At 59.4% G+C, this 25,625-nt stretch carries 28 protein-coding genes; 18 read left to right on the forward strand and 10 right to left on the reverse strand.

The window, feature by feature from the left end; genetic code table 11:
• Window positions 1–168: 168 nt before the first annotated feature.
• The 13 genes from paaA to SERAS12_RS15735 all read left to right on the forward strand — a co-directional run bounded on the left by paaA (window position 169) and on the right by SERAS12_RS15735 (window position 11,967).
• Entirely contained in the window at window positions 169–1,107 is a 939-nt protein-coding gene (gene paaA, locus SERAS12_RS15675; RefSeq protein ID WP_013813571.1) for a 1,2-phenylacetyl-CoA epoxidase subunit PaaA, read from the forward strand.
• 14 nt (window positions 1,108–1,121) lie between these two features.
• The gene (gene paaB / locus SERAS12_RS15680; RefSeq protein ID WP_013813572.1) at window positions 1,122–1,409 is read left to right on the forward strand and encodes a 1,2-phenylacetyl-CoA epoxidase subunit PaaB; all 288 of its coding nucleotides are present in this window, start codon (window positions 1,122–1,124) and stop codon (window positions 1,407–1,409) included.
• An 8-nt stretch (window positions 1,410–1,417) separates the two neighbouring features.
• Complete coding sequence (gene paaC, locus SERAS12_RS15685) at window positions 1,418–2,176, forward strand: 1,2-phenylacetyl-CoA epoxidase subunit PaaC (RefSeq protein ID WP_013813573.1); 759 nt, start codon at window positions 1,418–1,420, stop codon at window positions 2,174–2,176.
• Between the two features lie 10 nt (window positions 2,177–2,186).
• A complete protein-coding gene (gene paaD, locus SERAS12_RS15690) occupies window positions 2,187–2,684 on the forward strand; it encodes a 1,2-phenylacetyl-CoA epoxidase subunit PaaD (RefSeq protein WP_013813574.1) in 498 nt (165 codons plus the stop codon).
• A 64-nt stretch (window positions 2,685–2,748) separates the two neighbouring features.
• Window positions 2,749–3,807: a 1,2-phenylacetyl-CoA epoxidase subunit PaaE gene (gene paaE / locus SERAS12_RS15695; RefSeq protein WP_013813575.1), complete on the forward strand. Its 1,059-nt coding sequence runs from the start codon at window positions 2,749–2,751 to the stop codon at window positions 3,805–3,807.
• Between the two features lie 9 nt (window positions 3,808–3,816).
• A complete protein-coding gene (gene paaF, locus SERAS12_RS15700; RefSeq protein ID WP_013813576.1) occupies window positions 3,817–4,590 on the forward strand; it encodes a 2,3-dehydroadipyl-CoA hydratase PaaF in 774 nt (257 codons plus the stop codon).
• 3 nt (window positions 4,591–4,593) lie between these two features.
• Window positions 4,594–5,385 (forward strand): 2-(1,2-epoxy-1,2-dihydrophenyl)acetyl-CoA isomerase PaaG, encoded by a 792-nt coding sequence (paaG, locus tag SERAS12_RS15705; RefSeq protein WP_013813577.1) that lies wholly within the window; start codon window positions 4,594–4,596, stop codon window positions 5,383–5,385.
• Window positions 5,386–5,387: 2 nt separating this feature from the next.
• The gene (locus SERAS12_RS15710; RefSeq protein ID WP_013813578.1) at window positions 5,388–6,908 is read left to right on the forward strand and encodes a 3-hydroxyacyl-CoA dehydrogenase; all 1,521 of its coding nucleotides are present in this window, start codon (window positions 5,388–5,390) and stop codon (window positions 6,906–6,908) included.
• Window positions 6,908–7,348 (forward strand): hydroxyphenylacetyl-CoA thioesterase PaaI, encoded by a 441-nt coding sequence (gene paaI, locus SERAS12_RS15715; RefSeq protein ID WP_013813579.1) that lies wholly within the window; start codon window positions 6,908–6,910, stop codon window positions 7,346–7,348. Before SERAS12_RS15710 ends, paaI begins: the two co-directional genes overlap by 1 nt.
• Before the next feature lie 126 nt (window positions 7,349–7,474).
• Entirely contained in the window at window positions 7,475–8,782 is a 1,308-nt protein-coding gene (gene paaK, locus SERAS12_RS15720; RefSeq protein WP_013813581.1) for a phenylacetate--CoA ligase PaaK, read from the forward strand.
• A 78-nt stretch (window positions 8,783–8,860) separates the two neighbouring features.
• Window positions 8,861–9,805 (forward strand): phenylacetic acid degradation operon negative regulatory protein PaaX, encoded by a 945-nt coding sequence (gene paaX / locus SERAS12_RS15725; protein WP_013813582.1) that lies wholly within the window; start codon window positions 8,861–8,863, stop codon window positions 9,803–9,805.
• Window positions 9,806–9,807: 2 nt separating this feature from the next.
• Window positions 9,808–10,404 carry a phenylacetic acid degradation protein PaaY gene (gene paaY / locus SERAS12_RS15730; RefSeq protein WP_013813583.1) on the forward strand — a complete coding sequence of 199 codons (597 nt, stop codon included), beginning with the start codon at window positions 9,808–9,810 and terminating at the stop codon, window positions 10,402–10,404.
• An 81-nt stretch (window positions 10,405–10,485) separates the two neighbouring features.
• On the forward strand, window positions 10,486–11,967 hold the full coding sequence (locus SERAS12_RS15735; RefSeq protein ID WP_013813584.1) for a PLP-dependent aminotransferase family protein: 1,482 nt from the start codon (window positions 10,486–10,488) through the stop codon (window positions 11,965–11,967).
• A gap of 57 nt (window positions 11,968–12,024) precedes the next feature.
• On the opposite strand, the gene SERAS12_RS15740 is transcribed toward SERAS12_RS15735, so the two are convergent.
• The 8 genes from SERAS12_RS15740 to SERAS12_RS15775 all read right to left on the reverse strand — a co-directional run bounded on the left by SERAS12_RS15740 (window position 12,025) and on the right by SERAS12_RS15775 (window position 19,971).
• Window positions 12,025–12,987: a GlxA family transcriptional regulator gene (locus SERAS12_RS15740; RefSeq protein ID WP_013813585.1), complete on the reverse strand. Its 963-nt coding sequence runs from the start codon at window positions 12,985–12,987 to the stop codon at window positions 12,025–12,027.
• Window positions 12,988–13,092: 105 nt separating this feature from the next.
• On the reverse strand, window positions 13,093–13,869 hold the full coding sequence (locus SERAS12_RS15745; RefSeq protein ID WP_013813586.1) for an MBL fold metallo-hydrolase: 777 nt from the start codon (window positions 13,867–13,869) through the stop codon (window positions 13,093–13,095).
• A 187-nt stretch (window positions 13,870–14,056) separates the two neighbouring features.
• Window positions 14,057–14,974, reverse strand: a complete 918-nt coding sequence (locus SERAS12_RS15750; protein WP_013813587.1) for a DMT family transporter — start codon at window positions 14,972–14,974, stop codon at window positions 14,057–14,059.
• Between the two features lie 94 nt (window positions 14,975–15,068).
• Entirely contained in the window at window positions 15,069–16,469 is a 1,401-nt protein-coding gene (locus SERAS12_RS15755) for an amino acid permease (protein WP_013813588.1), read from the reverse strand.
• Window positions 16,470–16,487: 18 nt separating this feature from the next.
• Complete coding sequence (locus tag SERAS12_RS15760; protein ID WP_013813589.1) at window positions 16,488–17,675, reverse strand: amino acid aminotransferase; 1,188 nt, start codon at window positions 17,673–17,675, stop codon at window positions 16,488–16,490.
• A 60-nt stretch (window positions 17,676–17,735) separates the two neighbouring features.
• The gene (locus tag SERAS12_RS15765) at window positions 17,736–18,107 is read right to left on the reverse strand and encodes a RidA family protein (RefSeq protein ID WP_013813590.1); all 372 of its coding nucleotides are present in this window, start codon (window positions 18,105–18,107) and stop codon (window positions 17,736–17,738) included.
• 3 nt (window positions 18,108–18,110) lie between these two features.
• Window positions 18,111–18,905 (reverse strand): alpha/beta hydrolase, encoded by a 795-nt coding sequence (locus SERAS12_RS15770; protein WP_013813591.1) that lies wholly within the window; start codon window positions 18,903–18,905, stop codon window positions 18,111–18,113.
• Window positions 18,906–19,071: 166 nt separating this feature from the next.
• The gene (locus tag SERAS12_RS15775; protein ID WP_013813592.1) at window positions 19,072–19,971 is read right to left on the reverse strand and encodes a LysR family transcriptional regulator; all 900 of its coding nucleotides are present in this window, start codon (window positions 19,969–19,971) and stop codon (window positions 19,072–19,074) included.
• Window positions 19,972–20,069: 98 nt separating this feature from the next.
• Here SERAS12_RS15775 and SERAS12_RS15780 point away from each other — a divergent pair, with 98 nt between their 5' ends.
• The gene (locus SERAS12_RS15780) at window positions 20,070–20,687 is read left to right on the forward strand and encodes a glutathione S-transferase (protein WP_013813593.1); all 618 of its coding nucleotides are present in this window, start codon (window positions 20,070–20,072) and stop codon (window positions 20,685–20,687) included.
• A gap of 5 nt (window positions 20,688–20,692) precedes the next feature.
• The gene (locus SERAS12_RS15785) at window positions 20,693–21,607 is read left to right on the forward strand and encodes a pyridoxamine 5'-phosphate oxidase family protein (RefSeq protein WP_013813594.1); all 915 of its coding nucleotides are present in this window, start codon (window positions 20,693–20,695) and stop codon (window positions 21,605–21,607) included.
• A gap of 47 nt (window positions 21,608–21,654) precedes the next feature.
• Here the strand turns inward: SERAS12_RS15785 and SERAS12_RS15790 are convergent, their stop codons facing one another.
• Window positions 21,655–21,870 carry a glycogen synthase gene (locus tag SERAS12_RS15790; RefSeq protein ID WP_013813595.1) on the reverse strand — a complete coding sequence of 72 codons (216 nt, stop codon included), beginning with the start codon at window positions 21,868–21,870 and terminating at the stop codon, window positions 21,655–21,657.
• A 189-nt stretch (window positions 21,871–22,059) separates the two neighbouring features.
• Here SERAS12_RS15790 and gabD point away from each other — a divergent pair, with 189 nt between their 5' ends.
• Both gabD and SERAS12_RS15800 read left to right on the forward strand, forming a co-directional pair.
• On the forward strand, window positions 22,060–23,535 hold the full coding sequence (gabD, locus tag SERAS12_RS15795) for an NADP-dependent succinate-semialdehyde dehydrogenase (RefSeq protein ID WP_013813596.1): 1,476 nt from the start codon (window positions 22,060–22,062) through the stop codon (window positions 23,533–23,535).
• Between the two features lie 99 nt (window positions 23,536–23,634).
• A complete protein-coding gene (locus SERAS12_RS15800; RefSeq protein ID WP_013813597.1) occupies window positions 23,635–24,003 on the forward strand; it encodes a glyoxalase superfamily protein in 369 nt (122 codons plus the stop codon).
• A gap of 51 nt (window positions 24,004–24,054) precedes the next feature.
• On the opposite strand, the gene SERAS12_RS15805 is transcribed toward SERAS12_RS15800, so the two are convergent.
• The gene (locus SERAS12_RS15805; protein ID WP_006319298.1) at window positions 24,055–24,450 is read right to left on the reverse strand and encodes a cupin domain-containing protein; all 396 of its coding nucleotides are present in this window, start codon (window positions 24,448–24,450) and stop codon (window positions 24,055–24,057) included.
• 247 nt (window positions 24,451–24,697) lie between these two features.
• Here SERAS12_RS15805 and SERAS12_RS15810 point away from each other — a divergent pair, with 247 nt between their 5' ends.
• Entirely contained in the window at window positions 24,698–25,591 is an 894-nt protein-coding gene (locus SERAS12_RS15810) for a LysR family transcriptional regulator (RefSeq protein WP_013813598.1), read from the forward strand.
• The last annotated feature ends 34 nt before the right edge of the window (window positions 25,592–25,625 follow it).

A 25,625-nucleotide genomic window follows, 5' to 3' on the forward strand; every position in this document is an offset into this window, starting at 1 on the left:
ATAAAAGCATATAAAACAATTAATTAATGAACATCATTGTGAGTGGCATCGCAAAACCACATACAGGACCTTTGATTTTTTTGTTATCAGTTTGTAGCCTTAAGGTGATAAAACGTGATTCACATTTTTATGTTCAATGTGAAAAATACGAATCATCAAGAGGCAAGCATGACAACTGACGCGCAATATCAGCAGCACTTCGACGCCAAGATTGCGGCGGATACCGCCATCGAAGCCAAAGACTGGATGCCGGACGCCTATCGCCAAAACCTGATCCGCCAGATTGGCCAACACGCCCATTCCGAAGTGGTCGGCATGTTGCCGGAAGCCAACTGGCTGACGCGGGCACCGACCCTGCGCCGCAAGGCGGTGTTGCTGGCCAAGGTACAGGACGAAGCCGGACACGGTCTGTACCTGTACAGCGCCGCCGAAACCCTGGGCTGCTCGCGCCAGGAGATCTACCAAAAAATGCTCGACGGCAAGATGAAGTATTCCTCCATCTTCAACTACCCGACGCTCAACTGGGCGGATATCGGGGTGATTGGCTGGCTGGTCGACGGCGCAGCCATCGTCAATCAGGTGGCGCTGTGCCGTGCCTCTTACGGCCCCTATGCACGGGCGATGGTGAAAATCTGCAAAGAAGAAAGCTTCCACCAGCGCCAGGGTTACGAAGCGGTGATGGCGATGGCTAACGGCAGCGAGCAGCAAAAAGCCATGCTGCAGGACGCCATTAATCGCTTTTGGTGGCCGGTGCTGATGATGTTCGGCCCAAGCGACACCGACTCACCGCACAGCGCGCAAAGCATGGCGTGGAAGATCAAGCGCCACAGCAACGACGAGCTGCGGCAGAAATTTGTCGACAACACCGTGCCGCAGTTGGAAGCGCTGGGCATGACCGCACCCGATGCCGAGTTGGCCTGGGACGACGCTGCCGGTCACTACCGCTTCGGCGCTATCGACTGGAGCGAGTTGCACGAGGTGATCAAGGGACGCGGACAATGCAACCACGAACGCCTGCAGGCCAAGCGCCGCGCCTGGGACGACGGCGCCTGGGTGCGTGAAGGCGCGCTGGCCCACGCGACGAAAAGCGCCGCCACCGCCGCATAAAGAAGGAATCGAAAATGACTCACGCTGAATGGCCATTGTATGAAGTGTTTATTCGCAGCAAACAAGGGTTGGCGCACCGCCATGTCGGCAGCTTGCATGCCGCCGATGACCAAATGGCGCTGGAAAATGCCCGCGATGCCTATACCCGGCGCAGCGAAGGTTGCTCAATCTGGGTGGTGCAATCGAGCCATCTGATCGCTTCGCAGCCGGAAGATCGCGGGGCGTTCTTCGATCCGTCCAATGACAAGATCTACCGTCACCCGACGTTCTACACCATTCCCGACGGCATCAAGAACATGTAGAGGCGGCCATGACCTTTAACGATCCGCGAATCACCTATGTACTGCGTCAGAGCGATACGCCGCTGATCCTCGCCCAGCGGCTGTGTGCCTGGTGCGGCCACGCGCCGGAGCTGGAAATCGATCTGGCGCTGGCGAATATCGGCCTGGATCTGCTCGGGCAGGCGCGTCACTTTCTCGGTTATGCCGCCGAACTGGCCGGGCTGCAATACGGCGAAGATCGCCTGGCCTTTGGCCGCGACGAGCGTGAATTCCACAACCTGCTGCTGGCGGAACAGCCGAACGGCGGTTTCAACGACACCCTGGTGCGGCAGTTTTTGCTCGACGCCTACCACGTGCAGTTGCATCAGGCACTGAGCCGCAGCCGTGACCCACAGCTGGCCGCCATCGCCGCCAAATCGCTCAAGGAGGCGGATTATCACCTGCGCTTCAGCCGCGGCTGGATGATTCGCCTGGGCGATGGCAACGCGGTCAGCCATCAAAAAATTCAGCAGGCGCTGGATAACCTGTGGCGCTTTACCGCCGAACTGTTCCATGCCGACGACGTCGAGCTGGAATTGGCGGAACAGGGCATCGCCGCCGACCCGCGTCAGCTTGAGGCACCCTGGCGGGCGCTGGTGGACGACACCCTGCGCCTGGCCACCCTGTCGTTACCGGAAGAACAGGCGTTCCGTCACGGCGGCAAACAGGGGCGGCACAGCGAACATCTCGGCCCGCTGCTGGCAGAAATGCAGTTTCTGCAGCGCGCCTATCCCAACAGCAACTGGTAAAGAGGCCGCCATGAATATCACCCGGCTGCAAGCCGCCGAGATCCCGCAAATCTGGCACTGTCTGCAACAGATCAGCGATCCGGAACTGCCGGTACTGTCGATCACCGATCTGGGTATGGTGCGCGACATAGAGCCGGACGGCGCGGGCTGGCGCATTACCTTTACGCCAACCTATTCCGGTTGCCCCGCCACCGAATTCCTGCTCAACGCCATCGAGCAGCGGCTGGCCGAAGCCGGTTTCAGCCCGGTGAAGGTGGCAATCCGCCTCAGCCCGGCCTGGACCACCGACTGGATGAATGCGGCGGCGCGTGCGCGGTTGCGGGACTACGGCGTCGCGCCGCCGCAAGGCCACACCTGCGATAAACCCGAGGCCCACGGCCCGGTGCCCTGCCCGCGCTGCGGCAGCACCCACAGCGAAAAAATCAGCGAGTTCGGCTCCACCGCCTGCAAGGCACTGTACCGCTGCTGCGAGTGCCGGGAACCGTTCGACTATTTCAAATGCATATAGGCTGTGTCCTGTAATAGTTCGTGAGCGCCCCGAACTATTACAGGGTATAGCCCAGGAGAACACCATGACGCTCTTCCATCGCCTTAACGTCGCCGCCATCGAGCGCGAAACGCCGGACGCCGTGGCCATTACGCTGCGCGTGCCCGACGAGCTGAAAAGTCATTATCGCTACACCCCCGGTCAGCATCTGACGTTAAAGGCGTGGGTCAACGGCGAAGAGCTGCGCCGTTGCTATTCCATTTGCAGCGCCCCGCAGGAAGGGTTGCTGCAGATCGGCGTCAAAGCGATTCATCAGGGGCGTTTCTCCTCGTTCGTCAATCAGATGCTACAGGTCGGCGACGCGCTGGAGGTGATGGTGCCGCAGGGGCGTTTCGGCTATCAGCCGCAGGCGGAAAACTGCGGCAACTATCTGGCGATTGCCGCCGGTTCCGGCATCACGCCGATGCTGTCGATCATCAAGGCCACGCTGCAACTGGAAGCCAACAGCCGCTTCACGCTGATCTACGGCAACCGCAGCAGCCGTTCGGTGATGTTCAAAGAGGCATTGTGCGACCTGAAAAACCGCTATCCGCAGCGCTTCCAACCGCTGTACCTGTTCAGCCAGGAAAGCCTCGACAGCCCGCTGCTCAGCGGCCGTATCGATCGCGAACACCTGACAGCTATCGGCGGCGCATTGCTGGATTACCGCGACTACGACCACGCCTTTATCTGCGGGCCGGAGACGATGATGGACGACGCGCAAACCGTGCTGGAACTGGCCGGCGTACCGGCCGCGCATATCCACAGCGAACGTTTTAACACCAGCGGCATTGCCGCCCGCCCGCTCAACGACGGCAGCCGCAACGCCACCCAGGTGGAGATCCTGCTCGATGGCCGCCGTTTGAATATCGAGGTTGGCGCACAGGACGACAGCATTCTGGACGCGGCGCTGCGCCAGGGCGCCGACCTGCCCTACGCCTGTAAAGGCGGGGTATGCGCAACCTGCAAATGCCGGCTTAAGGCCGGTCAGGTGGAGATGGCCGTCAACTACAGCCTGGAGCCGGATCAACTGGCCGCCGGTTACGTATTGAGTTGCCAATCGTGGCCGCGCGGCGACGGCGTGGTGTTGGACTTTGACGTATAGGAGCCGGTAATGGAAACCCCTTTGATCTTGCAGCAACAGCAGCGACGCGTGGTCACCCTGACGCTGCATCGCCCAGAGGCGCGTAACGCCCTGAGCACCCCGTGCCTGGAACAGTTGGTGTATCGGCTGGAACAGGCCGATGCCGACGCAGGCGTGGGCGCGGTGGTGATAGCCGGTGCCGCGCGCTTCTTTGCTGCGGGCGCCGATCTGCGGGAGCTGCAACAGCAGGACCTGCCCGCAGCACTGGCGGATCGTCGCCCGTTGCTGTGGCAGCGACTGGCGCAGTTCAGTAAACCGCTGCTGGCGGCGGTAAACGGCTACGCGCTCGGTGCCGGCTGCGAGCTGGCGCTGGCCTGCGACCTCATTATCTGCGGCGAAAGCGCCCGCTTTGGCCTGCCGGAAATCACCCTTGGCCTGATACCGGGAGCGGGTGGCACCCAGCGTTTAATTCGCTGCGTCGGGAAATCCCTGGCCTGCCAGATGGTGTTGACCGGTGAAGCTATCAACGCCACTCGCGCGCTGCATGCCGGGCTGGTCAGTGAAGTGTGCGTCGACGCGCTGACGCTGGAACGCGCTCAGCAGATCGCCGAACGCATCAGCTTACAGGCCCCGCTGGCGCTGCGTGCCGCCAAGCAGGCGCTGAAACAGGCGGAAGAAGTCGGCCTCAGCCAGGGGCTGGCCTTTGAACGCCAGCAGTTTGTCGCACTGGCCGCCACCGACGATCGCCGTGAAGGCATCGCCGCCTTCTTCGAAAAACGTACGCCAAACTATCAGGGGCGCTGATTTATGGATAACGCATTGATTCTCACCCACCTCGATGCCGGGGTACTGACCCTGACCCTCAACCGGCCGGACCGGCTGAACAGCTTTAACGACGAGATGCACCACCAGCTCAGCGAGGCGCTGACCCGCGCCGAACGTGACGACGAGGTGCGCTGCTTGCTGATCACCGGGGCCGGACGAGGTTTTTGCGCCGGGCAAGACCTCAACGATCGTAACGTCAGCGTTGAGCAACAGGCACCGGATCTCGGCCTGTCGGTCGAACGTTTCTATAACCCGCTGATCCGCCGCCTGACCGCATTGCCCAAACCTGTGGTGTGCGCCGTCAACGGCGTAGCGGCGGGTGCCGGGGCCGCGTTGGCGTTGGCCTGCGATATCGTGATCGCTGCCGACAACGCCAGCTTTATCCAGTCGTTCTGCCGTCTGGGGCTGGTGCCGGACTCCGGCGGCAGCTGGTTCCTGCCGCGTCTGGCGGGCCATGCCCGCGCCATGGGCATGGCGCTGCTGGGCGACAAGGTCAGCGCACAGCAGGCGTTGGAATGGGGCATGATCTGGCAGGTAGTGGCCGCAGGCGAATTGACCGACCACACCCAAACGCTGGCGCGGCATCTGGCTACCCAGCCGACCTACGGGCTGGGGCTGATAAAAAAAGCTCTCTACAGTTCGGCGACCAACAGCCTCGATCAACAGCTTGAGCTGGAGCGCGATCTCCAGCGCCTCGGCGGCCGCAGCGACGATTATCGCGAAGGCGTCAGCGCCTTCTTCGCCAAACGCACACCCAATTTCAGCGGGAAATAACCATGAGCCTGCCGAACTTCAACGGAACCGTGGCGGTGATTGGCGCGGGCACCATGGGCATCGGCATTGCCCAGGTGGCGGCCCATGCCGGGCATCAGGTGAAACTGTTTGATATCGCCGCAACCGCTGCCCAAAACGCGCTGGACGCCTTAAGCCTGCAATTGCGCCGGCGTGTGGCGGCCGGCAAGGCCGATGCGGAAGTCACTGAGGCGTTGCTGGCACGCATCCAGCCGGTGGATACGCTTGATCAACTGACCGACAGCGCACTGATCATTGAGGCGGTAGCAGAAAAACTGGCGATCAAACAAAACCTGTTTCGGGATCTGGAAGCCCTGTGTTCACCCGCCACGCTGTTTGCCAGCAACACCTCGTCGCTGTCGATTACCGCCATCGGCGGCGCGCTGCAGCATCCGCAACGCCTGGCCGGGCTGCACTTCTTTAACCCGGCACCGCTAATGAAATTGGTGGAGATCGTCAGTGGGCTGGACACCAGCGCCGACACCGTCGCCACCCTGCAAACGCTGGCCCGGCAATGGGGCAAACAGAGCGTGCTGTGCCGCTCCACGCCGGGGTTTATCGTTAACCGCGTGGCGCGACCCTTTTACGCCGAAACCCTGCGTGCGCTGGAAGAACAGGTGGCCGACGTCGCCACGCTCGATGCGGTGATGCGCGATGCCGGCGGTTTCGCCATGGGGCCGCTGCAACTGACCGATCTGATTGGCCAGGATATTAACTATGCCGTCACCGAATCGGTGTTCCAGGCTTTTTTCCAGGACTCGCGATTTACGCCGTCGCTGGTACAGCAAGAGCTGGTGGCCGCCGGGCGTCTGGGCCGCAAAAGCGGCTGCGGCTTTTATCGTTATGACGGCGAACAAGCGTCGCCGACCGCCGTCTGCCTGCCCCTCTCTCAGGCGGAGCCGCCACGCAGCATCAAACTGCACGGCGACGAAGCGGGCGTGGCGTTTTTGGCCGGATTGCTGACGGGAAATGCGGAGGCGATCATACAACCTGGCCAGACCAGCGCCTTTGCCCGGATCGATGAAGTTACATTTATGTTAACAAATGGTAAAACGGCCAGCCAGATTGCCGAGGAAACCGGAACCCCCGTGGTGCTGTTTGATCTGTCTGCCAACTATTCGCAAGCCCCCTGCGTCGCCATCAGCTGCGCAATGCAAAACGACGCACAGCACAGCGATAAGGTGGTACGCCTGCTGCAATCGCTCGGTAAGCAGGTGATTTTACTGCCGGATTACCCTGGCCTGTTGGTGATGCGCACCCTCGCCATGCTGAGCAACGAGGCGCTGGACGTGGTGAATAAAGGCGTCGCCAGCGCCGAAGATACCGACAGCGCCCTGCGCTGCGGCGTCAACTACCCGCACGGTCCACTGGAATGGGGTGCCGCGCTCGGCTGGCGGCAAATCCTCGCTACGCTGGAAAACCTGTATCGCTACTACGGCGAACCGCGCTATCGGCCAATGCCGTTGCTGCGCCACTACGCTTTCCTCTCTTCAGGAGCCGAATGATGAACGCCAATACGCCCCATGCGCTGGCGCAGCGCTGTGCCGAACAGATGTTTCAACAAGATACCTGCGCACAGGCGATGGGTATGCAGGTAGATGATGTCGACGCCGGTTTCGCCAGGGTCAGCATGACCGTTGGCCCGCAGATGCTTAACGGTCACCGGACCTGCCACGGCGGCCAGCTGTTCAGCCTGGCCGATACCGCTTTCGCCTATGCCTGCAACAGCCAGGGGTTGGCTGCGGTGGCGTCCGGTTGCAGCATCGATTTTATCCGCCCGGCGCTGGCGGGCGATCGCCTCACCGCCAGCGCCGAGCTACGTCATCAAGGCAAAACCACCGGGCTGTATGACGTAGAGATCGTCAACCAACGGGGCAAAACCGTCGCCTGGTTTCGCGGCCGCGCGCACCGCCTCGGCCACCCTGTTTTAGGGGCGCTGCCATGAGTCAGGCATTGATTTGCGACGGCGTCCGCACGCCGATGGGCCGCGACGCGCTTTACCCCCAGCGTATCGACGCCGGTCAGGGTATTGCTATGATCATTGAACGGGCATGACACTCCGAGGCTAACTATGACAACCCTTCCACAGCCACTCGACACCATTGAGTTCGCCTCGCGCGATGAAATAGAAACGCTGCAGCTGGAACGCCTGAAATGGACGCTGCATCACGCCTACAACAACGTGCCGATGTATAAACGCAAGTTCGATCAGGCAGGCGTACACCCCGACGATCTCAAACAGCTGAGCGATTTGGCGCGCTTCCCCTATACCACCAAGCAGGATCTGCGCGACAACTACCCGTTTGACACCTTCGCCGTTCCGATGGAACAGGTGGTGCGCATTCACGCCTCGTCGGGCACTACCGGGCGACCGACGGTGGTCGGCTATACCCAACGGGATATCGATAACTGGGCCGATATCGTCGCCCGCAGCCTGCGCGCCGCCGGAGCCACCGCCAAAGACAAGGTGCATGTGGCCTACGGCTATGGCCTGTTCACCGGCGGTCTGGGTGCCCATTACGGCGCAGAGCGGCTCGGGGCGACGGTGATCCCGGTGTCCGGCGGGCAAACCGAAAGGCAGGCACAGCTGATCCTCGATTTCAAACCCGATGTCATCATGGTGACGCCGTCTTATTGCCTGACGCTGATCGACGAACTGGAACGCAAAATGGGTGGCGATGCCCGCAGCTGTTCGCTGCGCCTCGGGGTGTTTGGCGCCGAACCCTGGACCGAGGCATTGCGCCACGAGATCGAGTCCCGTCTGGGCATCAAGGCGCTGGATATTTACGGCCTGTCCGAAGTGATGGGGCCGGGCGTTGCGATGGAGTGCGCCGAAAGCGGCGGCGGTTCGACCATCTGGGAAGACCACTTCCTGCCGGAGATCATCTGCCCGGAGAGCGGCGAAGTCCTGCCGGACGGCCAGCACGGCGAACTGGTGTTCACCACCCTGACCAAAGAGGCGCTGCCGGTGATCCGCTACCGCACCCGCGACCTCACCCGCCTGCTGCCGGGCGATGCGCGCCAGATGCGGCGCATGGGGAAAATCACCGGCCGTTCGGACGACATGCTGATCATTCGCGGCGTCAACGTGTTCCCGTCGCAGGTGGAAGAGCAAATTATGCAGTTCGAACAGCTGTCGCCGCACTACCAGTTGCAGGTCAGCCGCAGCGGGCATCTGGATACCCTGGCGGTACGCGTTGAGCTGAAAGAGTCGGCGCTCAGTCTCAGCCACCAGCAGCGCTGCGAGATCTGCCACCAGTTGCGTCATCATATCAAATCGATTATCGGCGTCAGCACCGACGTCAGCATCGCCAACTGCGGCGATATCCCGCGTTCGGAAGGCAAGGCCCAGCGCGTGGTCGATCTGCGGCCGCGCTAATTCAGCTGGCGTCACGGATGACGCCTCAATGAATTGTGTTAATGTTGTGTCTCATCGACGGCTAACCCATGGAGAAATATGGAACATAAACTGGATGAGTTTATTCGCCATGCTGTAGACGCCCAGCCGATCAGCGGCACTTCACTGATTATCTCCCTGTATGGCGATGCACTCAGCCATCGCGGTGGCGAGGTGTGGCTCGGCAGTCTGAGCGCGCTGCTGGAGGCGCTGGGTTTCGGCGATCGCTTCGTGCGCACCTCGGTGTTCCGTCTGCAAAAAGAGGGTTGGTTGGCGGTGGAGAAAATAGGCCGACGCAGTTTTTATCGAGTGACCGATCAGGGCATGCGCCAGTTCCGCCACGCAGAGTCGAAAATCTACCTCAGCGAACCGCCGGCCTGGGACGGCAAATGGGATTTATTGCTGCTGGAAAGCGCGGAAAAAAGCGAGCGGGCACGGCTGAAAAAAGAGCTGGGCTGGCTGGGTTTCGGCCAGATCGCCAATAACCTGATGGCGGCCCCCACCCACGCGCAAACCGACGTGACGGCACTGCTCGGCGAGCTTAACGCCAGCGAGCAGGTGATCTATTTCCGCGCCGACTACCCGTACAACCGTTCCGAACCTGCCCTGCAACAGTTGGTGGCTACCTGCTGGTCTCTGGCTGACGTGGCTGCCGGTTATCACGAGTTTATCGTCTCCTTCCGCCCGCTGATGCAACTGCTGCGCGAAGCCGACGACGCTCTGCTGACGCCCCAGCGTTGCTTCCAGATTAAGCTATTATTGATCCACTTCTTCCGCCGCGTGGCGCTGAAAGATCCGCTGCTGCCGGACGCCCTGTTACCGGCGCAGTGGGAGGGGCAAATCGCCCGCAATTTGTGCATCAACATTTATCAGCGGGTAGACCGCGCCGCGACCGACTATGTCAGCGCGCTGGCGGAAACCACTATCGGTTCCCTGCCCGCCCCGGCAGCAAGTTATTACCGGCGCTTTGGCGGCCTGCCACGCGATACTCTTAAGGAAATTTAGCTATGCCTGTGTATCAGATTGACGGCCTGACGCCGGTGGTAGATCCGAGCAGCTACGTGCATCCGACGGCGGTGCTGATTGGCGACGTGATTATCGGCAAGCAGGTCTATATTGGCCCGAACGCCAGCCTGCGCGGCGATTTTGGCCGGCTGGTTATCTGCGACGGCGCCAACATTCAGGACAATTGCGTGATGCACGGCTTTCCGCAGCAGGACACCGTAGTCGAGGAAGACGGCCATATCGGCCACGGCGCAATCCTGCACGGGTGCCGCATCCGTCGCAACGCCATGGTCGGCATGAACGCGGTGATCATGGACGGCGCAGAGATTGGCGAGAACAGCATCGTCGGCGCAATGGCTTTCGTGAAGGCGGCGGCGGTGATTGAGGCCAATAAACTGGTACTCGGCAGCCCGGCGCGGGTACTGCGCGACCTGACCGAACAGGAGCTGGCGTGGAAAGTGACCGGCACGCGTGAATATCATGATCTGGTGCTGCGCTGCAAATCCACGCTGAACGAGGTCGAACCGCTGGCCGAAGTGGAGCCCGGCCGCCAGCGCCTGAGCTTTGGCGATCACCTGCTCCCCAAAAGCCAACTTTAAACGGGGCGTGCTACCGCATTCCGCTCAAAAGTGGTTTACAGTTAATACCCTGTATCGCCACTGAATCCTGGACCGGAATCCATGCCAAGAACCGCCAAAACCGTTGAAATCCCCGCCATCGGCGAACTTGACCGAAACGCGGGGCAGCTCAGCCTCCAGCTTGCCCAAGCGTTGCGGGCCGCCATTCATAAAGGCGAGCTGAAAGCAGGCGATCTGCTGCCCTCGACGCGGGTGCTGTCGGGCGCATTGCAACTCGCCAGAGGTACGGTGCTGGCCGCCTTTGAGCAGCTAACCGCCGAAGGGTTTCTGGAAGCGCTGCCCGGTTCGGGCACCCGCGTGGCCCTGTCGCTCAATCGCAAAACCCCGCCACCGGCCAAAAAACCGCAGGCCTGCGACATTCCCCTGACCGCCCAGGCGCAGGCGCTGGCGCAATTCTCCGCCCAACGGGCGCCCCTGCCACCGGTCCCTTTCACCGTCTCTGTACCGATCAATGATACTGCCCCCGATGACGTCTGGCGCCGGCTCGGCAACCGGATCCGCGCCCGGGGGCCTGGTGCCCCATCAGGCTACGGTGACCCTCTTGGCGAGTTGCCGCTGCGTAAAGCAGTCTGTGAATACGTGCGAAAATCGCGTTCGGTGCTCTGTACGCCAGAACAAGTGATCATCACCTCCGGCACCCAGCAGGGGCTTTATCTCGCCACGCAAATCCTGCTGGACGCCGGCGATGCAGCCTGGGTTGAGAACCCCGCCTACCGCGGTATTACCGCTATCTTTGACAACCTGCTCAGGGACCGGCACATGGCACGGGTGCCGGTCGATGACCAAGGTATAGACGTGGCGGCGGGCCGAAGAATAGCACCACGGGCCAGGGCCGCTTTTGTCACCCCGTCTCACCAGTATCCGCTGTGCATGCCGATGAGCATGTCGCGCCGGCTTGAGCTGCTGGCCTGGGCGAAAGAGCAAAAAGCCTGGATTGTCGAAGACGATTACGACAGTGAAATGCGCTACGCCGGTCACCCTTTTCCCTCTCTGCAAGGGTTGGATCCCGCCAGAGTCGTCTACCTCGGCACCTTCAGCAAGATCCTGTTCCCGTCATTGCGGCTGGGTTACGCTATCGTCCCGGAACCGCTGCTGGCCGCCTTCTGCGGTGCGCGTGTGCTGATGGACCGCCACCCACCCACCGCCGACCAGCACGTACTGGCCAGCTTTATGGCGCAAGGGCATCTGGATCGTCATATCCGCAGAATGCGCGGCGTCTATGCGGAAAAGCGGCGCGTGCTGACCGACGCCGTCAACGCGCATATTTCGCCGCATCTGGCTACCTTGCTCCCCAGTGACCAGGGGATGCACCGGGTATTGTGGTTGAAAGCGGGACTGGATGACCGGCAAGTGACCGCCGGCGCCGCCGAGGCCGGAGTGGCGGTCAGTGCGCTGTCGCCGATGTACGCCCCCGGCAGCGGAAAAAGCGGGTTGATCCTGGGGCTGGGAGGTTACGACGACGAGGCTATTCACCGCGCCGCCCAAAAGTTGAATCAGGTACTGGTGTCGATAGCGGCCTCTTGAGCATCAGGTTTAAAAGGGCTGCATTGAATTGAAAGGTAATGCAACCCTGCCACTGACTCATTGCTCTTTTCGTGTACCGCGAAACGCCCGGCGCCATTCGCTGGGGCTAATATCGAACCGCGACCGAAAGCGCTGGCGGAAGGACACCGGGGACTGAAAACCCGACAATTCCGCCACGGTCTCTACGCTGTGATCGGTACTTTCAAGCAGTTCCTGACTGCGATGCAACCGTTCGGCATTTAGCCACTCGCCGACGGGGACACCGGTGGCTTTGATAAAATGGCGGGTAAAGGTACGCCGGCTCATATTGACAAATCCCGCCAGCGAATCGAGGTCGTGGGGTTTATCGAGATTGCGACGCAAATAATCCAGCAGTTCGTTGATTTTGTTATCGCGCGTGGTTTCCGGTACCGGACGTTCAATATATTGCGCCTGCCCCCCTTCGCGATAAGGAGGCGTTACCATGCGTCTGGCCACCCGGTTAGCCAGCGTGCTGCCGTAATGTTTACGAACAATGTACAGGCAACAGTCTATTCCCGCCGCGGTGCCGGCCGAGGTAATAAGACGATCGTCATGGGTATAAAGCGCATTGCTATCCAGATGCACTGCGGGAAAACGGCGGGTAAAGTCCCGTTCAAATTCCCAGTGGGTTGCCGCACGACGATGATCCAACAACCCCGCGTAGGCCAGTACGTAAGTTCCCAGACACAGACCCACAACGTCTGCGCCGCGCCGCCACGCGGCTACCAGAGAGGCAAGCAAGGCTTCTGAAGGTTTGCTTTCTGGGTGGTTCCAGAACGGAACAACGACAATATCCGCCGAATCGAGCGCCTCCAGCCCTTCACCAACGTTGATTGATACCCCAATATCAGAATGCACTACGCCAGGATGCTCCGCACAAATATGCAGATCAAACAGCCCCGGTTCCGGCATTGCCTGACCAAAAATGATGCAGGGTACCGAAAAATGGAACGGGCTAAAACCATGGGTGGCAATGACAGCGACGGAAAGTACAGACATAGATTTGGTTCTCGTTTCTCGTCGGCCTATTTTTGTTTACCGGCACACCGCGCCCCCCTTTTCAGCACCAAAGGGCGTTACGCGGTTACCGGGCCGAGAATGTTATCAGAACGTACAGGTTTCACCGTCTGCCGGGATCAGCACGCTGTCCTGAATACCTTTTTCAATGGCATACTCGCGCAGCTCATCACGGCTAAGGATACAGTGGTTAACGGCTTCCATGTGGGAGGCCACGATCATAGCTTGCGGCATAAGCTCATGCGTACGCAGCACATCTTCTTTACCCATAATGATCGCGCCGATCCCGTCAACCTGAGCAAAACCGGTATTTAACACCACCACATCAGGCTTCCAGACGCTCAGGCTGTCCACGTAAGGCTTAACCCAGACGGTATCGCCTGCAATATATAACGTTTTTTCATCGGCGTGCTTGAATACCAGACCACAGGCATCACCCAGCCGAGCAGCGATATCGGGATTAGCATAAGCCTCATCGCTTCCGTGCTGACCGCCAGTTTTGATAATGGTCATGCCCGCAAACTCATTGCTGTCTTCAAGAACGCGCACATTACCGAAACCCTGAGCGCGGATCAATTCGGCATCGCTGTCGTTTTGAGTCAGGATGAGGCTATCTTTTGCCACTTTCTCCTGTGCGGCTTCATCCCAGTGATCCCTATGAGTATGGGTCACAATGATGGCATCGACATTCAGCAGTGCATCAATCGATAGCGGCAGCGCCACCAGAGGATTACGCCGATGGGAACGCGCCGTACCGGCAAAACCGTCCCAAGCCTCTTTGTCAGACAGCATAGGGTCAATCAGAAATTTAGTACCTGCGTATTCAAGCAACAGCGTGGCATTGCGAATTTGGGTCAGTTTCATGCTTTCGGCTCCGAATAGGGGTCGTCTCAACAGGTCGAATGCAGGTTGCTCGGCAATCAAGCACTCTGCTGTAGGTAGAGAAGCCAGTATAGGGAGCACCTGAAAAGAAGGTGAGTAGCCCGAAGGCCAAATAGCGGTGAAATCGGGTCAACCCTCTCGTCCGGCATGGGGCATGACCTGGCCGGATTTAGCGCGAAAAACGCCTGGCGCCGAACACGCAAACCACGACGCCGGCCATCACCGCGATCATCGAAGGTTGGACGGTTTCATGCAGTACCAGCCCCGCCAACGCCAGGCCAAAGAACGGTTGCAGCAATTGCAGTTGCCCCACAGCGGCAATACCGCCCTGCGCCAGGCCGCGATACCAGAAAATAAAACCTATCCACATGCTGAACAGCGAAATATAACCCAGAGAGAACCAGGCCCCGGCGCTCACCCCTGTCCAGGTTGCGGGCACCGCCCAGGCCGCGACCGCCGCCGCCAACGGCAACGCGATCACCAGCGCCCAGGAGATCACCTGCCAGCCGCCAAGCCGGCGGGACAGTACCGCCCCTTCGGCATAGCCCAATCCGCAAAGCAGCACCGCAACCACCATCAGCGCATCACCTGCCCAGGAACCGCCAGAACCCTGGCTCAGTGCGAAAGCGCCAACCAGCAGGCCGCCTACCAGCGAAAAGCCCCAGAAGGCCGCCCTCGGGCGCTCCCCGCCGCGCAAAACGCCGAAACAGGCCGTCGCCAGCGGCAGCAGGCCAATGTAAACCATGGAATGCGCCGAGGTGGTGTGTTGCAAGGCTAACGCCGTCAGCAGCGGAAAACCGATCACCACCCCGACGGCAACAAAAATCAGCGGCGTGATATCAGCGCGCCGAGGCCAACGCTGGCGCATCAACAACAGCGCGCTCAGGGCCAGCAGCGCGGCAATCGTCGCCCTCATCGCCGTCAGGAATACCGGATCAAGCTCCAGCACCGCCACCCGGGTGGCGGGCAAAGAACCGCTAAAAATCAACATCCCCAAAAAACCGTTGACCCACCCCTGCGCCGAACGCGTGGCGCCCGCATGCACCCCGCCAACGTTAACCCCGGTTTTTGCTGTCTGACTTGTCATTCCAATAAGGCTCCACACGCTTCAAAGAGGGGTCATTCTCCGGATAAAGTGGTTTATTGCCAGAGCCACATAGACACATTTTCAGCAGACCGGTTTACTCCGCGCCCGTCGTTTCCACCCGGCCCGGCACGGGCTGGTGACGGCTATAGAAGAAATAGACCGCCGCCAGCAGCAGGGTGAACGGAATGCCAAACCACAGCGTCATTTTGAAAAATTCGGTGAACGCCGTCGAGATCAGCAACGCAGCCATCAAACCGGCCCCCGCCAGCGTAGTGTAGGGGAAGCCCCACATGCGGAATTTCAGGTGGGTTTTGCGGTGCTGACGACGGAAAAACAGATGAGTGACAAAGATCATCAACCAGGTAAAGCAAGCGCCGTACACCGAGATCGACATCATGGCGGCGAACGATTTTTCCGGATAAACCAGGCTCAGCACGATCGACACCACAATGCCGATACAGGACATTGCCAACGCGCTCACCGGTATGCCGCGTTGGCTGACGCGGCCCAGCGCAGCGGGAGCCTGCCCGGCGCGGGAGAGTGAAAACATCATGCGGGTGGTGATGTACAGTTGGCTGTTCATCGCCGACAGCGCGGCCACCAGTACGATGAAGTTGAAGATACCGGCAGCAGCGGGCAAATGGATCACGTTCATCGCCACCAGGAACGGGCTTTCGCCGGTACCGGACTGCCGCCAGGGTACGATCGCCAGCATCAGCGCAATCGACAGCATGTAAAAGATAAACAGCCGCAAAATGGTGCCCTTGAAGGCGGTTTTGACCGCAATCACCGGGTTTTTGGCCTCACCGGCGGCCACCGCAATCATCTCAATGCTCAGGTAACTGAAAATGGAGACGATTACCGCGAACCACATGCCTTTAACGCCAAAGGGGAAGAAACCGCCGTTGTCGGTAAAGTTTTTAACCCCAAAGGCCGGGTTGGCGGAAAAGGCCAAGATGCCGATGCCAATGGCGATAAAGGCCGCAATCGCCACCACCTTGATGGTCGACAGCGCGTACTCCACCTGGCCGAACGACTTGACGCCAATCACATTGATGGCGATCACCGCCGCAGAAAACAGCAGCACCCAGGGCCAGATTGGCGTACCGGGGAACCAGAACTGCATGTACATGCCGATGGCGGTCACTTCGGTGCCTACCGCCAGCACCACGCAAGACCAATAGGAATAGCGCACCAAAAAACCGAACAGCGGGCTGATATAAAACTCGGCGTAGTCGCCAAAAGAACCGGGCGTCGGGTGTTCGGAGGTCATCTCCGCCAGGCATCCCATCAGCAATAACGCCACCACGCCACCGATAAAATAGCTCAGCAATACGCTGGGGCCAGCCATTTGTATGGCGTAGGCGCTGCCGAGAAACAGCCCGGTGCCGATCGCGCCGCCTATCGCCAGCATCGACATCTGCCCGGCGGTGAGCTGCTTTTTCAACCCGCCCTGCCGCCGGGCTATTTCGTCAAAACCTTTTATCTCTTTCATGGCAATGTCCTACCTTGTTCACACAGTGCGGGTGACGTCCAGAATGGCGGCAGTAACGTAATCGACATTATTTTGGTTCAGGCCAGGCAGGCACATGCGGCCGGGCGCCACCAGATAAATGGCATACTCTTGCCGCAGCCGGGCGAGTTGCTGTTGGTTCAGCCCGGTATAGCTGAACATGCCTTTCTGATCGCGGATGCGACGGTGATCCAGCCGTGAACCGCCCAGCTCCAGCCCTGCGGCCAGAACCTGGCGCATCTGCTTAATGCGCTGGCGCATACCGGCCAGTTCACTCTCCCACTGGTGTCGCAGCGCTGCGTCCACCAACAGAGTCTCCACAATCTGGCTGCCGTGGGTCGGCGGGCAGGAGTAACTGCGGCGGATCAGCGTTTTCAAAGCACCCTTCACGTTCACCGCGCTTTGCGGGCTGCCACAGCGCACCGACAGGCCCCCCAGCCGCTGGCCATACAGCGCGACATTTTTAGAAAACGAGTTGGCGACCAAAAATTCCAGATCGGTTTTCAGCGTCTCATGCAATGCAAAGCCGTCTTCTGCCAGGCCGTCGCCAAACCCCTGATAGGCGATATCGAAGAACGGCAGCAGCCGGCGGCGTTGCAGTACTTCGATCGTGGCGCGCCACTGCGCCTGAGTGAGATCGGTGCCGGTCGGGTTGTGGCAACAAGGGTGCAGCAGCACCACGCTGCCTTCCGGCAGGCTGGCGAGCGTATCGAGCATGGCGTCAAAACGCAGGCCGCCGTTGGCCTCATCAAAGTACGGATAGGTGTGAACCTTCAGCCCGGCCCCCTCGAAGATGGCCCAATGGTTGGCCCAGGTCGGGTCAGACACCCAGATATCGCGGCGGGACAAATAGTGGTGGATAAAGTCCGCCGCCAGCTTCAAGGCACCGGAGCCGCCGAGGGTCTGTACCGTGGCGATGGCGGAGGTATCCTGTTCGCCAAACAGCAAACTTTGCACCTGTTGGGTAAACAGCGGCGAACCTTCTATCGGCGGGTAACCGTGGGGAGTGCGCTGTTCAAGCAAGCGCCGTTCGGCCGCTTCAACCGCCTGCATCAGCGGGATCCTGCCCTGCTGATCATAATAAAGGCCAATACCCAGATTCACTTTCTGCGTATTTTCATCCTGTAAATAAGCTTCCATCAACGACATAATAGGATCGGGCGCAGACGCGCCGATATGATTAAACATAGCGATTCCTTAACTCATTATTTAATGAATTTACTGATGAAGGTGATAATTAAATGCGACTCAGGCCGTGGCGCTGACGGTTATTTCTATTTTCATTCCCGGCACTACCAATTTATCGACAATCACGGTTGAGCGATTGGGGTAAGGATAATTAAAGTACTTTTTATAAATATCATCGAGTAATTTAACGTCATTCACATCGGTGAGATAAACAATCACCTGCAATACGTTATCGCTGTGGCTATTGGCCGCTTTCAACGTTTGCGCCAGATTATCGAACGTCAGGGTAATCTGGCTTTCCGGCGCACCGGTTTCAATACTGCCGTCTGGCCTGACCGGGCCGTGGGCAGTGAACAACATGCCCCCGCCTTTGGTGGCCCAGGAAAAGGGTTGCCCAATCTCCGGCAGGCCGGTATCAACGATGCTGCGCATGGCTTATTTCCCCGTGGTGGTTAACTGCCGGATCAGCGCCCCGTCAGCGGCGAACAGCGCATCCAGTACGTTGTAATGATTGGCTCCCGCTACGGCAACCAGCTCAGCCGGCAGGTTTTTCTCCCGCAGCGCAGCGTAATAATGAAGCGACTGCCCTATCAGTTCCGGCAGCTCGGCTGCGCCGTAAAACAGCGTCATGGGTTTTAGCTGTTCAGGAATATGGCGCGCCGGGCTCAGCTGCGTGATTTGCCGCCGGGTCAGTTGCAATTGCCGATTTACGTAAGTGCTTAACAGCGGTTCCAGTTCAAAAATTCCGCTGATGGGCAATACCGCGTCAACAACCGCATGCTGTTGCCAATAACTGGCCAAATGCCCGCCGGCGGAATGGCCGCACAAATAGACCGGCGCGTTTTTTTGCGCTGCCAGCCGCAGTTCAATGGCATCCAGCGCCGTGCCGATTTGCCGGCAAATATCCTCCAGTGTCGCCACCGGCGCCAACGTATATTCCAGCAACACCACGTCAAAGCCCAGCGCCAATGGCACCTCGGCAATAAATGCGAAATCGTCTTTACGGCAAAATTGCCAATAACCGCCGTGAACAAATATTAATGTTCCTTTAGAGGGCACATCAGAATATAACCAATCAAAAACTTCCCGTTCCGAATAACCATAGGCAATATTAAGTTCGCTGCGTACTTGCTGATAAACGGCCTGACTGCGGGTTTGAAATGAGTTCAGGATCTCATTTTCATTGTCTACTGTCGAACCGTTATCGTAACTTCCCGGGACAAGTTTCATATATTAAACTTCGTTTATTATTTAAGATAAGATATGCGTTAACTATTAGCACCGGCCAAAATATTGTCAAGAAGGGAACCGCAGCAATGCGTGCACGGTAAAATAAATCTTATTTTTGCGCCAAATAAGTTTAACCAGTGAAACTTATCGGTATTGATTCACCGGTTTATACCGGCTGAATTTGCGCCAACCGGCTTAATTCTTGCCAGGCGTAGTCCCAGAAGGTGCGCACCTTCAGCGGCATGCGCTGCACGTTCTGCGCCACCAGTTGTACCGGCATCGGCAAGGGTTCATACGCCGGCAGCAAACGCACCAGCGTGCCCGCCGCCAGATCGTCCGCCACCTGATACGACAATAATCGGGCGATGCCCTTGCCCGCCCGCACCGCCAACAGTTGGGTTTCCACCTCGTTGATCAACAGCCGGGGCGTCAGCCGCACCCGCTCGCCATTTTCCTGCGGGCCAAAACGCCATTCGCGCAGCGACGCGCGTTGGGTACCGACAATGGTATCGTGGTCGGTCAACTGCGCCGGGTGTTGCGGTTCACCGCGCCGCGCCAGATAAGCCGGGCTGGCGACCGTAACCCGCGACACCTGCCCCAAACGGCGCGCCACCCGGGAAGAATCCTGCTGATGACCAATGCGCACCGCCACATCCAGCCCTTCGTCGATCAAATCCAGGTTGCGATCGTTGAGCACCATTTCAATCTGCATCTGCGGATAGCGGTCAAGAAACGCCATCACCAGCGGCGCCATGTGTTTGCGCCCGAACTGCACCGGCGAGGTGACGCGCAACAGGCCGGAGAGCTGGCTGTCCGCCGTGTCCAGTACCGCCGAGTCATAGTCATGCAGCAGCAGGCGCGCACGCTCCGCCAGCCGTAAACCCGCCTCGGTCGGTGCCAGCCGCCGGGTGGTGCGCTCCACCAACCGGGCGCCAAAGCGTTGCTCCAGCGAGGCAATCGCACGGGTGATCGCCGGCGCGGAACGCCGTAGCTTGCGCCCGGCCGCAGCCAGGCTGCCGTGCTGAATCACCGCCACAAAGATAGCCAGTTCGTCCAACCGATCCATAGATTCTTCCAAAATGTGAAATTATCAATTTCTACATTGCCGGATTACGCTCACCGCCGGCAAGAGTATGCTGATAAAAATTATTCAGGAGCCTCATCATGCAACCCCTCAAACTGTACGGCACCCCACTTTCCGGCCACGTTCATCGCGTGGCGTTACTGCTGCGCATGCTTAACCTGCCGTACGAATTTATCGAAGCTCCCGCCAGCGTGCGCCAGAGCGAAGCTTTCCGCCATCTTAACCCTCTGGGCCAAATCCCGGTGCTGGTGGACGGCGATTTGGCACTCGCCGACAGCAACGCCATTTTGGTGTATCTGGTCAAACGCTACGCGCCGGGCAGCCACTGGCTGCCGGAAACTCCGCAGGCTTCGGCGCAGGTGCAAGAGTGGTTGTCCAAAGCCGCCGGAGAGGTGCGCTATGGCCCGGCCTCCAGCAGGATGATTGCCCAGTTTTCCGCTCCGGAGGATTATCAGGCTTCGCTGGCGATCGCGGCGCGCTTCCTGCCGCAAATGGAACAGCATCTGGCGGAACGTGAGTTCCTGGCGACGGAACACGCCACTATCGGTGATTTGGCCTGCTACAGTTACGTGGCAGTAGCGCCGGAAGGCGGCATCTCGCTGGCACCCTATCCGGCGATCCGGCGTTGGGTCGCGCGCATCGCCGCTCTGCCCGGTTTCTTCGCCATGCCGGCGCTGCCGGAACCCACCGCGAGGTAACGCTGATGACACAGCCGCTGTTCCACCCCGATGAAGTGCGCGCCCAGGCATTGGCCGGTTTTGATCGCGTGGGTGCCGGTATTTATACCGCCATGCCCGAGCAGCACCGGGAATTCTTCGCCGCGTTGCCTTACCTGTTCGTCGCCACGCTGGACGATCAGGGCTGGCCGGTCGCTACGCTGTTCAGCGGCCCGCCCGGTTTTCTGCGCACGCCGGATGATACCCACCTGCGTATCAGCGCGCCGCGCCGCAACGACGATCCGGCGCAGGCCGCATTGCAAAGCGGCAAACTGGTTGGCGCGTTAGGGCTGGATTTCAGCAACCGCAGGCGCAACCGGGCCAACGGCGTGATTGGTCGCACCGATAAGAACCGCATTGAAATCGAGGTCACGCAAAGCTTTGGCAACTGCCCGCAATATATCCAGCGGCGCGAGCTTTACCCGGTGGCCGCTGATCCTGCGCCGATTGAATATCTTCCTGCGCTGGATGCTGAGGCGCAGGCGCTGATTCGGCGGGCGGACACCTTTTTCGTCGCCAGTTGCGCTCACACCGGGCTGGCGCAGGGCGGCATGGATATATCGCACCGTGGCGGCAAGCCGGGGTTTATCCACCTGACGGACAACAGCCTGTGGATCCCGGACTTTCGCGGCAACCGCTATATGAACACCCTCGGTAATCTGCTGGCCCAACCCCGGGCGGCGCTGCTGTTTATCGATTTCGACAACGGCGATATTTTGCATCTGCAAGGGGAAACGCAGATCCTCTGGCAAACGGATATCGACCACGGAGTGGAGGGGGCGGAACGTTACTGGCGATTTGATATGCACAGTGCGTGGCGTTTCCCGCAGGCTCTGCCCTGGCGCGGCCGCAACCTGGAATACTCCCCGGCCACGCTGAACACCGGGGTGTGGCAGGGGTAAATCGCCATAAAAAACCCCGCATTGGCGGGGTCGGGTTCAATAAGAACTTATAGGCTGTGTTCCGCCATCGAGGTGGCCTGATAGAGCTGCCGAAAATAGCTCAAACGCTCAAAAAACAAACGGCTTTGCGATTCCGACATATTGCCGGCCACCTTGCCGGCATCAATTTCGCGCCCCTGCCACTCCATCAGCGCAATGCTGGAAGCGAGAAAATCCATGTCGCTGCTGTAGGCCGCAAGGTGCCGACTCACTGAATTTACCATTCTGCACACTCCTTTTTGTTATCTCGAAAAGGGTCATATGCTTACTGAGTTCAGTATCGTCCCGGTGACGAGTGTTTTTTGTACAGAAGGTGCGCATGGCAGCAAATGGATGCGGCAAAGTTTGCTAGGGTAAAGAGGAATATTTGAGACAGACCACAGTGTTTGGCATTCTGAAAAGGAAGATAACCGATGAGCACGACCTTCTCCGCCACCCTCAAAGATCCCGCGCTATTTCGCGAAGCAAACTACATCGATGGGCAATGGCTGCAGGCCAAAGACGGCCAGACCATCAAGATCCATAACCCGGCCACGGGCGAGTTGGTCGGCCAGGTGCCGGCCTTTGGCACCGAAGAAACCGCGCAGGCAATAGCCGCCGCCAAAAAAGCCCAGCCGGCCTGGCGTGCGCTGACCGCCAAAGAGCGTGCCGGCAAGCTGCGCCGCCTGTTCGAACTGATGATGGAAAACCAGGACGATCTGGCGCACATCATGACCGCAGAACAGGGCAAACCCCTGGCAGAAAGCCGCGGTGAGATTGCCTATGCGGCTTCGTTTATCGAATGGTTCGCCGAGGAGGGAAAACGCGTTTACGGCGACACCATTCCGCAAAACCTGCCCGGCCGGCGCATTATCGTGCAAAAAGAACCCATCGGGGTATTTGCCGCCATTACGCCGTGGAATTTCCCGGCGGCGATGATCACCCGCAAGGCCGGCCCCGGCTGGGCCGCGGGTTGCACCGGGGTGATCCGCCCCGCCAGCCAGACCCCGTTCTCGGCGCTGGCGATTGCAGTGCTGGCCGAACGCGCCGGTTTACCGGCGGGCGTCTGCAACGTGATTACCGGGCCCAGTAAGGCGATCGGCGGCGAACTGACCGCGAACCCGGACGTACGCAAGCTCTCCTTTACCGGCAGCACCGAGGTGGGCGCGCAGTTGCTGGCCCAGTGTGCGGCTACCATCAAAAAAACCAGCATGGAACTGGGGGGCAATGCGCCCTTTATCGTGTTTGACGATGCCGATCTGGACGCCGCCGTCGCCGGGGCAGTAGCCTCAAAATACCGTAACGCCGGCCAGACCTGCGTGTGCACCAATCGCTTTCTGGTGCAGGAAGGCGTCTACGACGCTTTTGCGGAAAAGCTGAAAGCCGCAGTGGCGAAGCTGAAAGTAGGCAATGGCATGGACGAGGGCGTCACTATCGGCCCCTTGATTAACCGGGAGGCGGTGGAGAAAGTCAGCGAGCATATCGCCGATGCCGTGAAGCGCGGTGCTTCGGTGCTGCTGGGCGGCCTGCCCCATGCGCTGGGCAACAACTTCTATACGCCGACCATCCTGACCGATGTGCCGAGGCACGCCAAAATCTTCCATGAGGAAACCTTTGGCCCGGTGGCGCCCTTGATCCGTTTTAAGCACGAAGCCGAAGCCATCGAACTGGCGAACGACACGCCGTTCGGCCTGGCCTCGTACTTCTATAGCCGCGACATCGGCCGGGTGATGCGCGTGGCCGAAGCGCTGGAATACGGCATTGTCGGCATCAATGAAGGGCTGATCTCTACCGAGGTTGCGCCCTTTGGCGGGGTTAAAAACTCCGGCCTGGGGCGCGAAGGGTCGAAGTACGGCATCGAGGATTATCTCGAGATCAAATATCTGTGCCTTGGCGGGCTGGGTATTTGAATCTGTCACCGGCCCCCGCAAGGGGGCTGAACGCTGGCTAATCTGCTGCCGTTTCTGCTACGTTGTATCGCCCGTCAGGGGCTTCTAAAGGACTCTCACATGGAATTCTCCGCCGCCATTCCCATTATCCGTATCTTCTCGGTTGAAAAAGCCAAAGAGTTTTATCTGGATTTTCTCGGTTTTACGCTGGATTGGGAGCACCGTTTTAGCGAGGACCTGCCGCTTTATGCCCAAATATCACGTTCCGGTCTGACGCTGCATCTCAGCGAGCACTACGGCGACAGTACGCCCGGTTCAGCGGTGTTCATTCCAACCCACGATATCGATACCTTGCAGCGGGAGCTATTGGCGAAACAGTACCGTTACGCCCGTCCGGGGGTTGAAACCCTTGACTGGGGAAGACAGTTGAACCTCACCGATCCCTTCGGCAATTGCCTGCGCTTTTGCGAGCAAGCTGACAATGCGTAACCGCCGTTAAACAGGCGTTTATCGCTTAATTCGCCGGTAATACCGCCGCTCTTATTGCCGGTATTGCTCGTCGCTAACCTTCTCCATCCAGTCAACCGGGCTGCCGTTGAGGGATTCGGCAATGGCGATATGGGTCATGGCCGTTTCCGGGGTAGCGCCGTGCCAATGCTTGACCCCTTCGGGGATCCAAACGATATCGCCCTGATTCATCTCCTGGATCGGGTCGCCCCACACCTGGATCCAGCCGCGCCCTTGGGTGACGATCAACGTCTGCCCCAGCGGATGAGTATGCCAGGCGGTGCGAGCGCCGGGTTCGAAGGTCACGGTGGCGCCGCCCACGCGGGCCGGTTCAGTGCCGGCAAAAGGTGCATCAATCCGCACTTTGCCGGTAAAGTAATCTTCCGGACCTGGTCGGGATGGCAGGGAACCGCTGCGTTGAATTTTCACTTTTTCCTCCGTTTCGGCAATGGCTGCCGGTGCTGACATGGATAAAACAAGGGTAGACGCTGCGAGTAATTTCACTGGGTGTTCCCGTTAAGATGGCACGAAAGAGAAAGATAACGCCACGCCGCTGCCGGGACTAGATAGCAAAATACGCAAGGACCTATGAGCTTAATTCATGAGTGTTCGAGTGTGATGCCCCCGGCAAGCGTATAGAATGCCGGTATTGATCCCGCCGGAGTTAAGGTGCCGCATGTTAAAAGAAAACTTTAACGATTTGATTTCGTTCCTTGTCGTGGCGCGTGAACGCAGTTTCACCAAAGCGGCGGCCAAGCTCGGCGTTTCCCAATCGGCATTAAGCCATGCCATTAGGGGTCTGGAAGAACGGCTAGCGCTGCGGCTATTGACCCGCACCACGCGCAGCGTTGCCCCTACCGAAGCCGGCGAAAGGCTGGTCAACAGCATCGGCCCGCGTTTTGCGGAAATCGAAAGCGAACTGGATGCCTTAAGCGAGATGCGCGAACGGCCGGCGGGCAACATTCGCATCACCGCCGGGGAACATGCCGTCGACTCGGTGCTCTGGCCGATGCTGAGGTCATTTCTGGCCGACTACCCGGACATTAATGTCGAAATCACGGTCGATAACACCTTGACCGACATTGTCGCCGGCCGCTTTGATGCCGGGATCCGTTTGGGCGAACAGGTGGCCAAGGACATGATCGCCGTACGGATAGCGCCGGATATGCGCATGGTGCCGGTCGCTTCACCCGCTTATTTCGAGCGATACGGCATCCCGAACACGCCGCAGGCGTTGCAAAACCACCGCTGCATCAATATGCGCTTACCCACGATGGGCGGGCTCTATGCCTGGGAGTTTGCAAAAGACGGGCGTGAGATAAAAGTGCGCGTAGAGGGCCAGTTGATCTTTAACAGCCTGCGCCAACGCATTGACGCGGCGCTGCTCGGCTTCGGCATCGCCTTTGTGCCGGAGGATACCGTCACCGACGAGCTGGCCGGCGGCCGTTTAGTGAGTGTTCTCGATGAATGGTGCCCGCTTTTTCCCGGCTATTACCTCTATTACCCCAGCCGCAGGCAGCACACCACCGCCTTCGCCCTGTTTGTCGAAGCGTTGCGCTATCAGCGCTAATCGTGGATAACCCGCCTGCCGACAAGCCTGGCAG

The sequence above is a fragment of the Serratia sp. AS12 genome, from assembly GCF_000214195.1.
Lineage (GTDB): Bacteria > Pseudomonadota > Gammaproteobacteria > Enterobacterales > Enterobacteriaceae > Serratia > Serratia plymuthica.

What these genes read in the sequence shown, in the direction of transcription:
- paaA (WP_013813571.1), top strand. Translation starts at nt 169, where the DNA reads ATGACAACTGACGCGCAATATCAGCAGCACTTCGACGCCAAGATTGCG.
- paaB (WP_013813572.1), top strand. Translation starts at nt 1,122, where the DNA reads ATGACTCACGCTGAATGGCCATTGTATGAAGTGTTTATTCGCAGCAAA.
- paaC (WP_013813573.1), top strand. Translation starts at nt 1,418, where the DNA reads ATGACCTTTAACGATCCGCGAATCACCTATGTACTGCGTCAGAGCGAT.
- paaD (WP_013813574.1), top strand. Translation starts at nt 2,187, where the DNA reads ATGAATATCACCCGGCTGCAAGCCGCCGAGATCCCGCAAATCTGGCAC.
- paaE (WP_013813575.1), top strand. Translation starts at nt 2,749, where the DNA reads ATGACGCTCTTCCATCGCCTTAACGTCGCCGCCATCGAGCGCGAAACG.
- paaF (WP_013813576.1), top strand. Translation starts at nt 3,817, where the DNA reads ATGGAAACCCCTTTGATCTTGCAGCAACAGCAGCGACGCGTGGTCACC.
- paaG (WP_013813577.1), top strand. Translation starts at nt 4,594, where the DNA reads ATGGATAACGCATTGATTCTCACCCACCTCGATGCCGGGGTACTGACC.
- SERAS12_RS15710 (WP_013813578.1), top strand. Translation starts at nt 5,388, where the DNA reads ATGAGCCTGCCGAACTTCAACGGAACCGTGGCGGTGATTGGCGCGGGC.
- paaI (WP_013813579.1), top strand. Translation starts at nt 6,908, where the DNA reads ATGAACGCCAATACGCCCCATGCGCTGGCGCAGCGCTGTGCCGAACAG.
- paaK (WP_013813581.1), top strand. Translation starts at nt 7,475, where the DNA reads ATGACAACCCTTCCACAGCCACTCGACACCATTGAGTTCGCCTCGCGC.
- paaX (WP_013813582.1), top strand. Translation starts at nt 8,861, where the DNA reads ATGGAACATAAACTGGATGAGTTTATTCGCCATGCTGTAGACGCCCAG.
- paaY (WP_013813583.1), top strand. Translation starts at nt 9,808, where the DNA reads ATGCCTGTGTATCAGATTGACGGCCTGACGCCGGTGGTAGATCCGAGC.
- SERAS12_RS15735 (WP_013813584.1), top strand. Translation starts at nt 10,486, where the DNA reads ATGCCAAGAACCGCCAAAACCGTTGAAATCCCCGCCATCGGCGAACTT.
- SERAS12_RS15740 (WP_013813585.1), bottom strand. Translation starts at nt 12,987, where the DNA reads ATGTCTGTACTTTCCGTCGCTGTCATTGCCACCCATGGTTTTAGCCCG.
- SERAS12_RS15745 (WP_013813586.1), bottom strand. Translation starts at nt 13,869, where the DNA reads ATGAAACTGACCCAAATTCGCAATGCCACGCTGTTGCTTGAATACGCA.
- SERAS12_RS15750 (WP_013813587.1), bottom strand. Translation starts at nt 14,974, where the DNA reads ATGACAAGTCAGACAGCAAAAACCGGGGTTAACGTTGGCGGGGTGCAT.
- SERAS12_RS15755 (WP_013813588.1), bottom strand. Translation starts at nt 16,469, where the DNA reads ATGAAAGAGATAAAAGGTTTTGACGAAATAGCCCGGCGGCAGGGCGGG.
- SERAS12_RS15760 (WP_013813589.1), bottom strand. Translation starts at nt 17,675, where the DNA reads ATGTTTAATCATATCGGCGCGTCTGCGCCCGATCCTATTATGTCGTTG.
- SERAS12_RS15765 (WP_013813590.1), bottom strand. Translation starts at nt 18,107, where the DNA reads ATGCGCAGCATCGTTGATACCGGCCTGCCGGAGATTGGGCAACCCTTT.
- SERAS12_RS15770 (WP_013813591.1), bottom strand. Translation starts at nt 18,905, where the DNA reads ATGAAACTTGTCCCGGGAAGTTACGATAACGGTTCGACAGTAGACAAT.
- SERAS12_RS15775 (WP_013813592.1), bottom strand. Translation starts at nt 19,971, where the DNA reads ATGGATCGGTTGGACGAACTGGCTATCTTTGTGGCGGTGATTCAGCAC.
- SERAS12_RS15780 (WP_013813593.1), top strand. Translation starts at nt 20,070, where the DNA reads ATGCAACCCCTCAAACTGTACGGCACCCCACTTTCCGGCCACGTTCAT.
- SERAS12_RS15785 (WP_013813594.1), top strand. Translation starts at nt 20,693, where the DNA reads ATGACACAGCCGCTGTTCCACCCCGATGAAGTGCGCGCCCAGGCATTG.
- SERAS12_RS15790 (WP_013813595.1), bottom strand. Translation starts at nt 21,870, where the DNA reads ATGGTAAATTCAGTGAGTCGGCACCTTGCGGCCTACAGCAGCGACATG.
- gabD (WP_013813596.1), top strand. Translation starts at nt 22,060, where the DNA reads ATGAGCACGACCTTCTCCGCCACCCTCAAAGATCCCGCGCTATTTCGC.
- SERAS12_RS15800 (WP_013813597.1), top strand. Translation starts at nt 23,635, where the DNA reads ATGGAATTCTCCGCCGCCATTCCCATTATCCGTATCTTCTCGGTTGAA.
- SERAS12_RS15810 (WP_013813598.1), top strand. Translation starts at nt 24,698, where the DNA reads ATGTTAAAAGAAAACTTTAACGATTTGATTTCGTTCCTTGTCGTGGCG.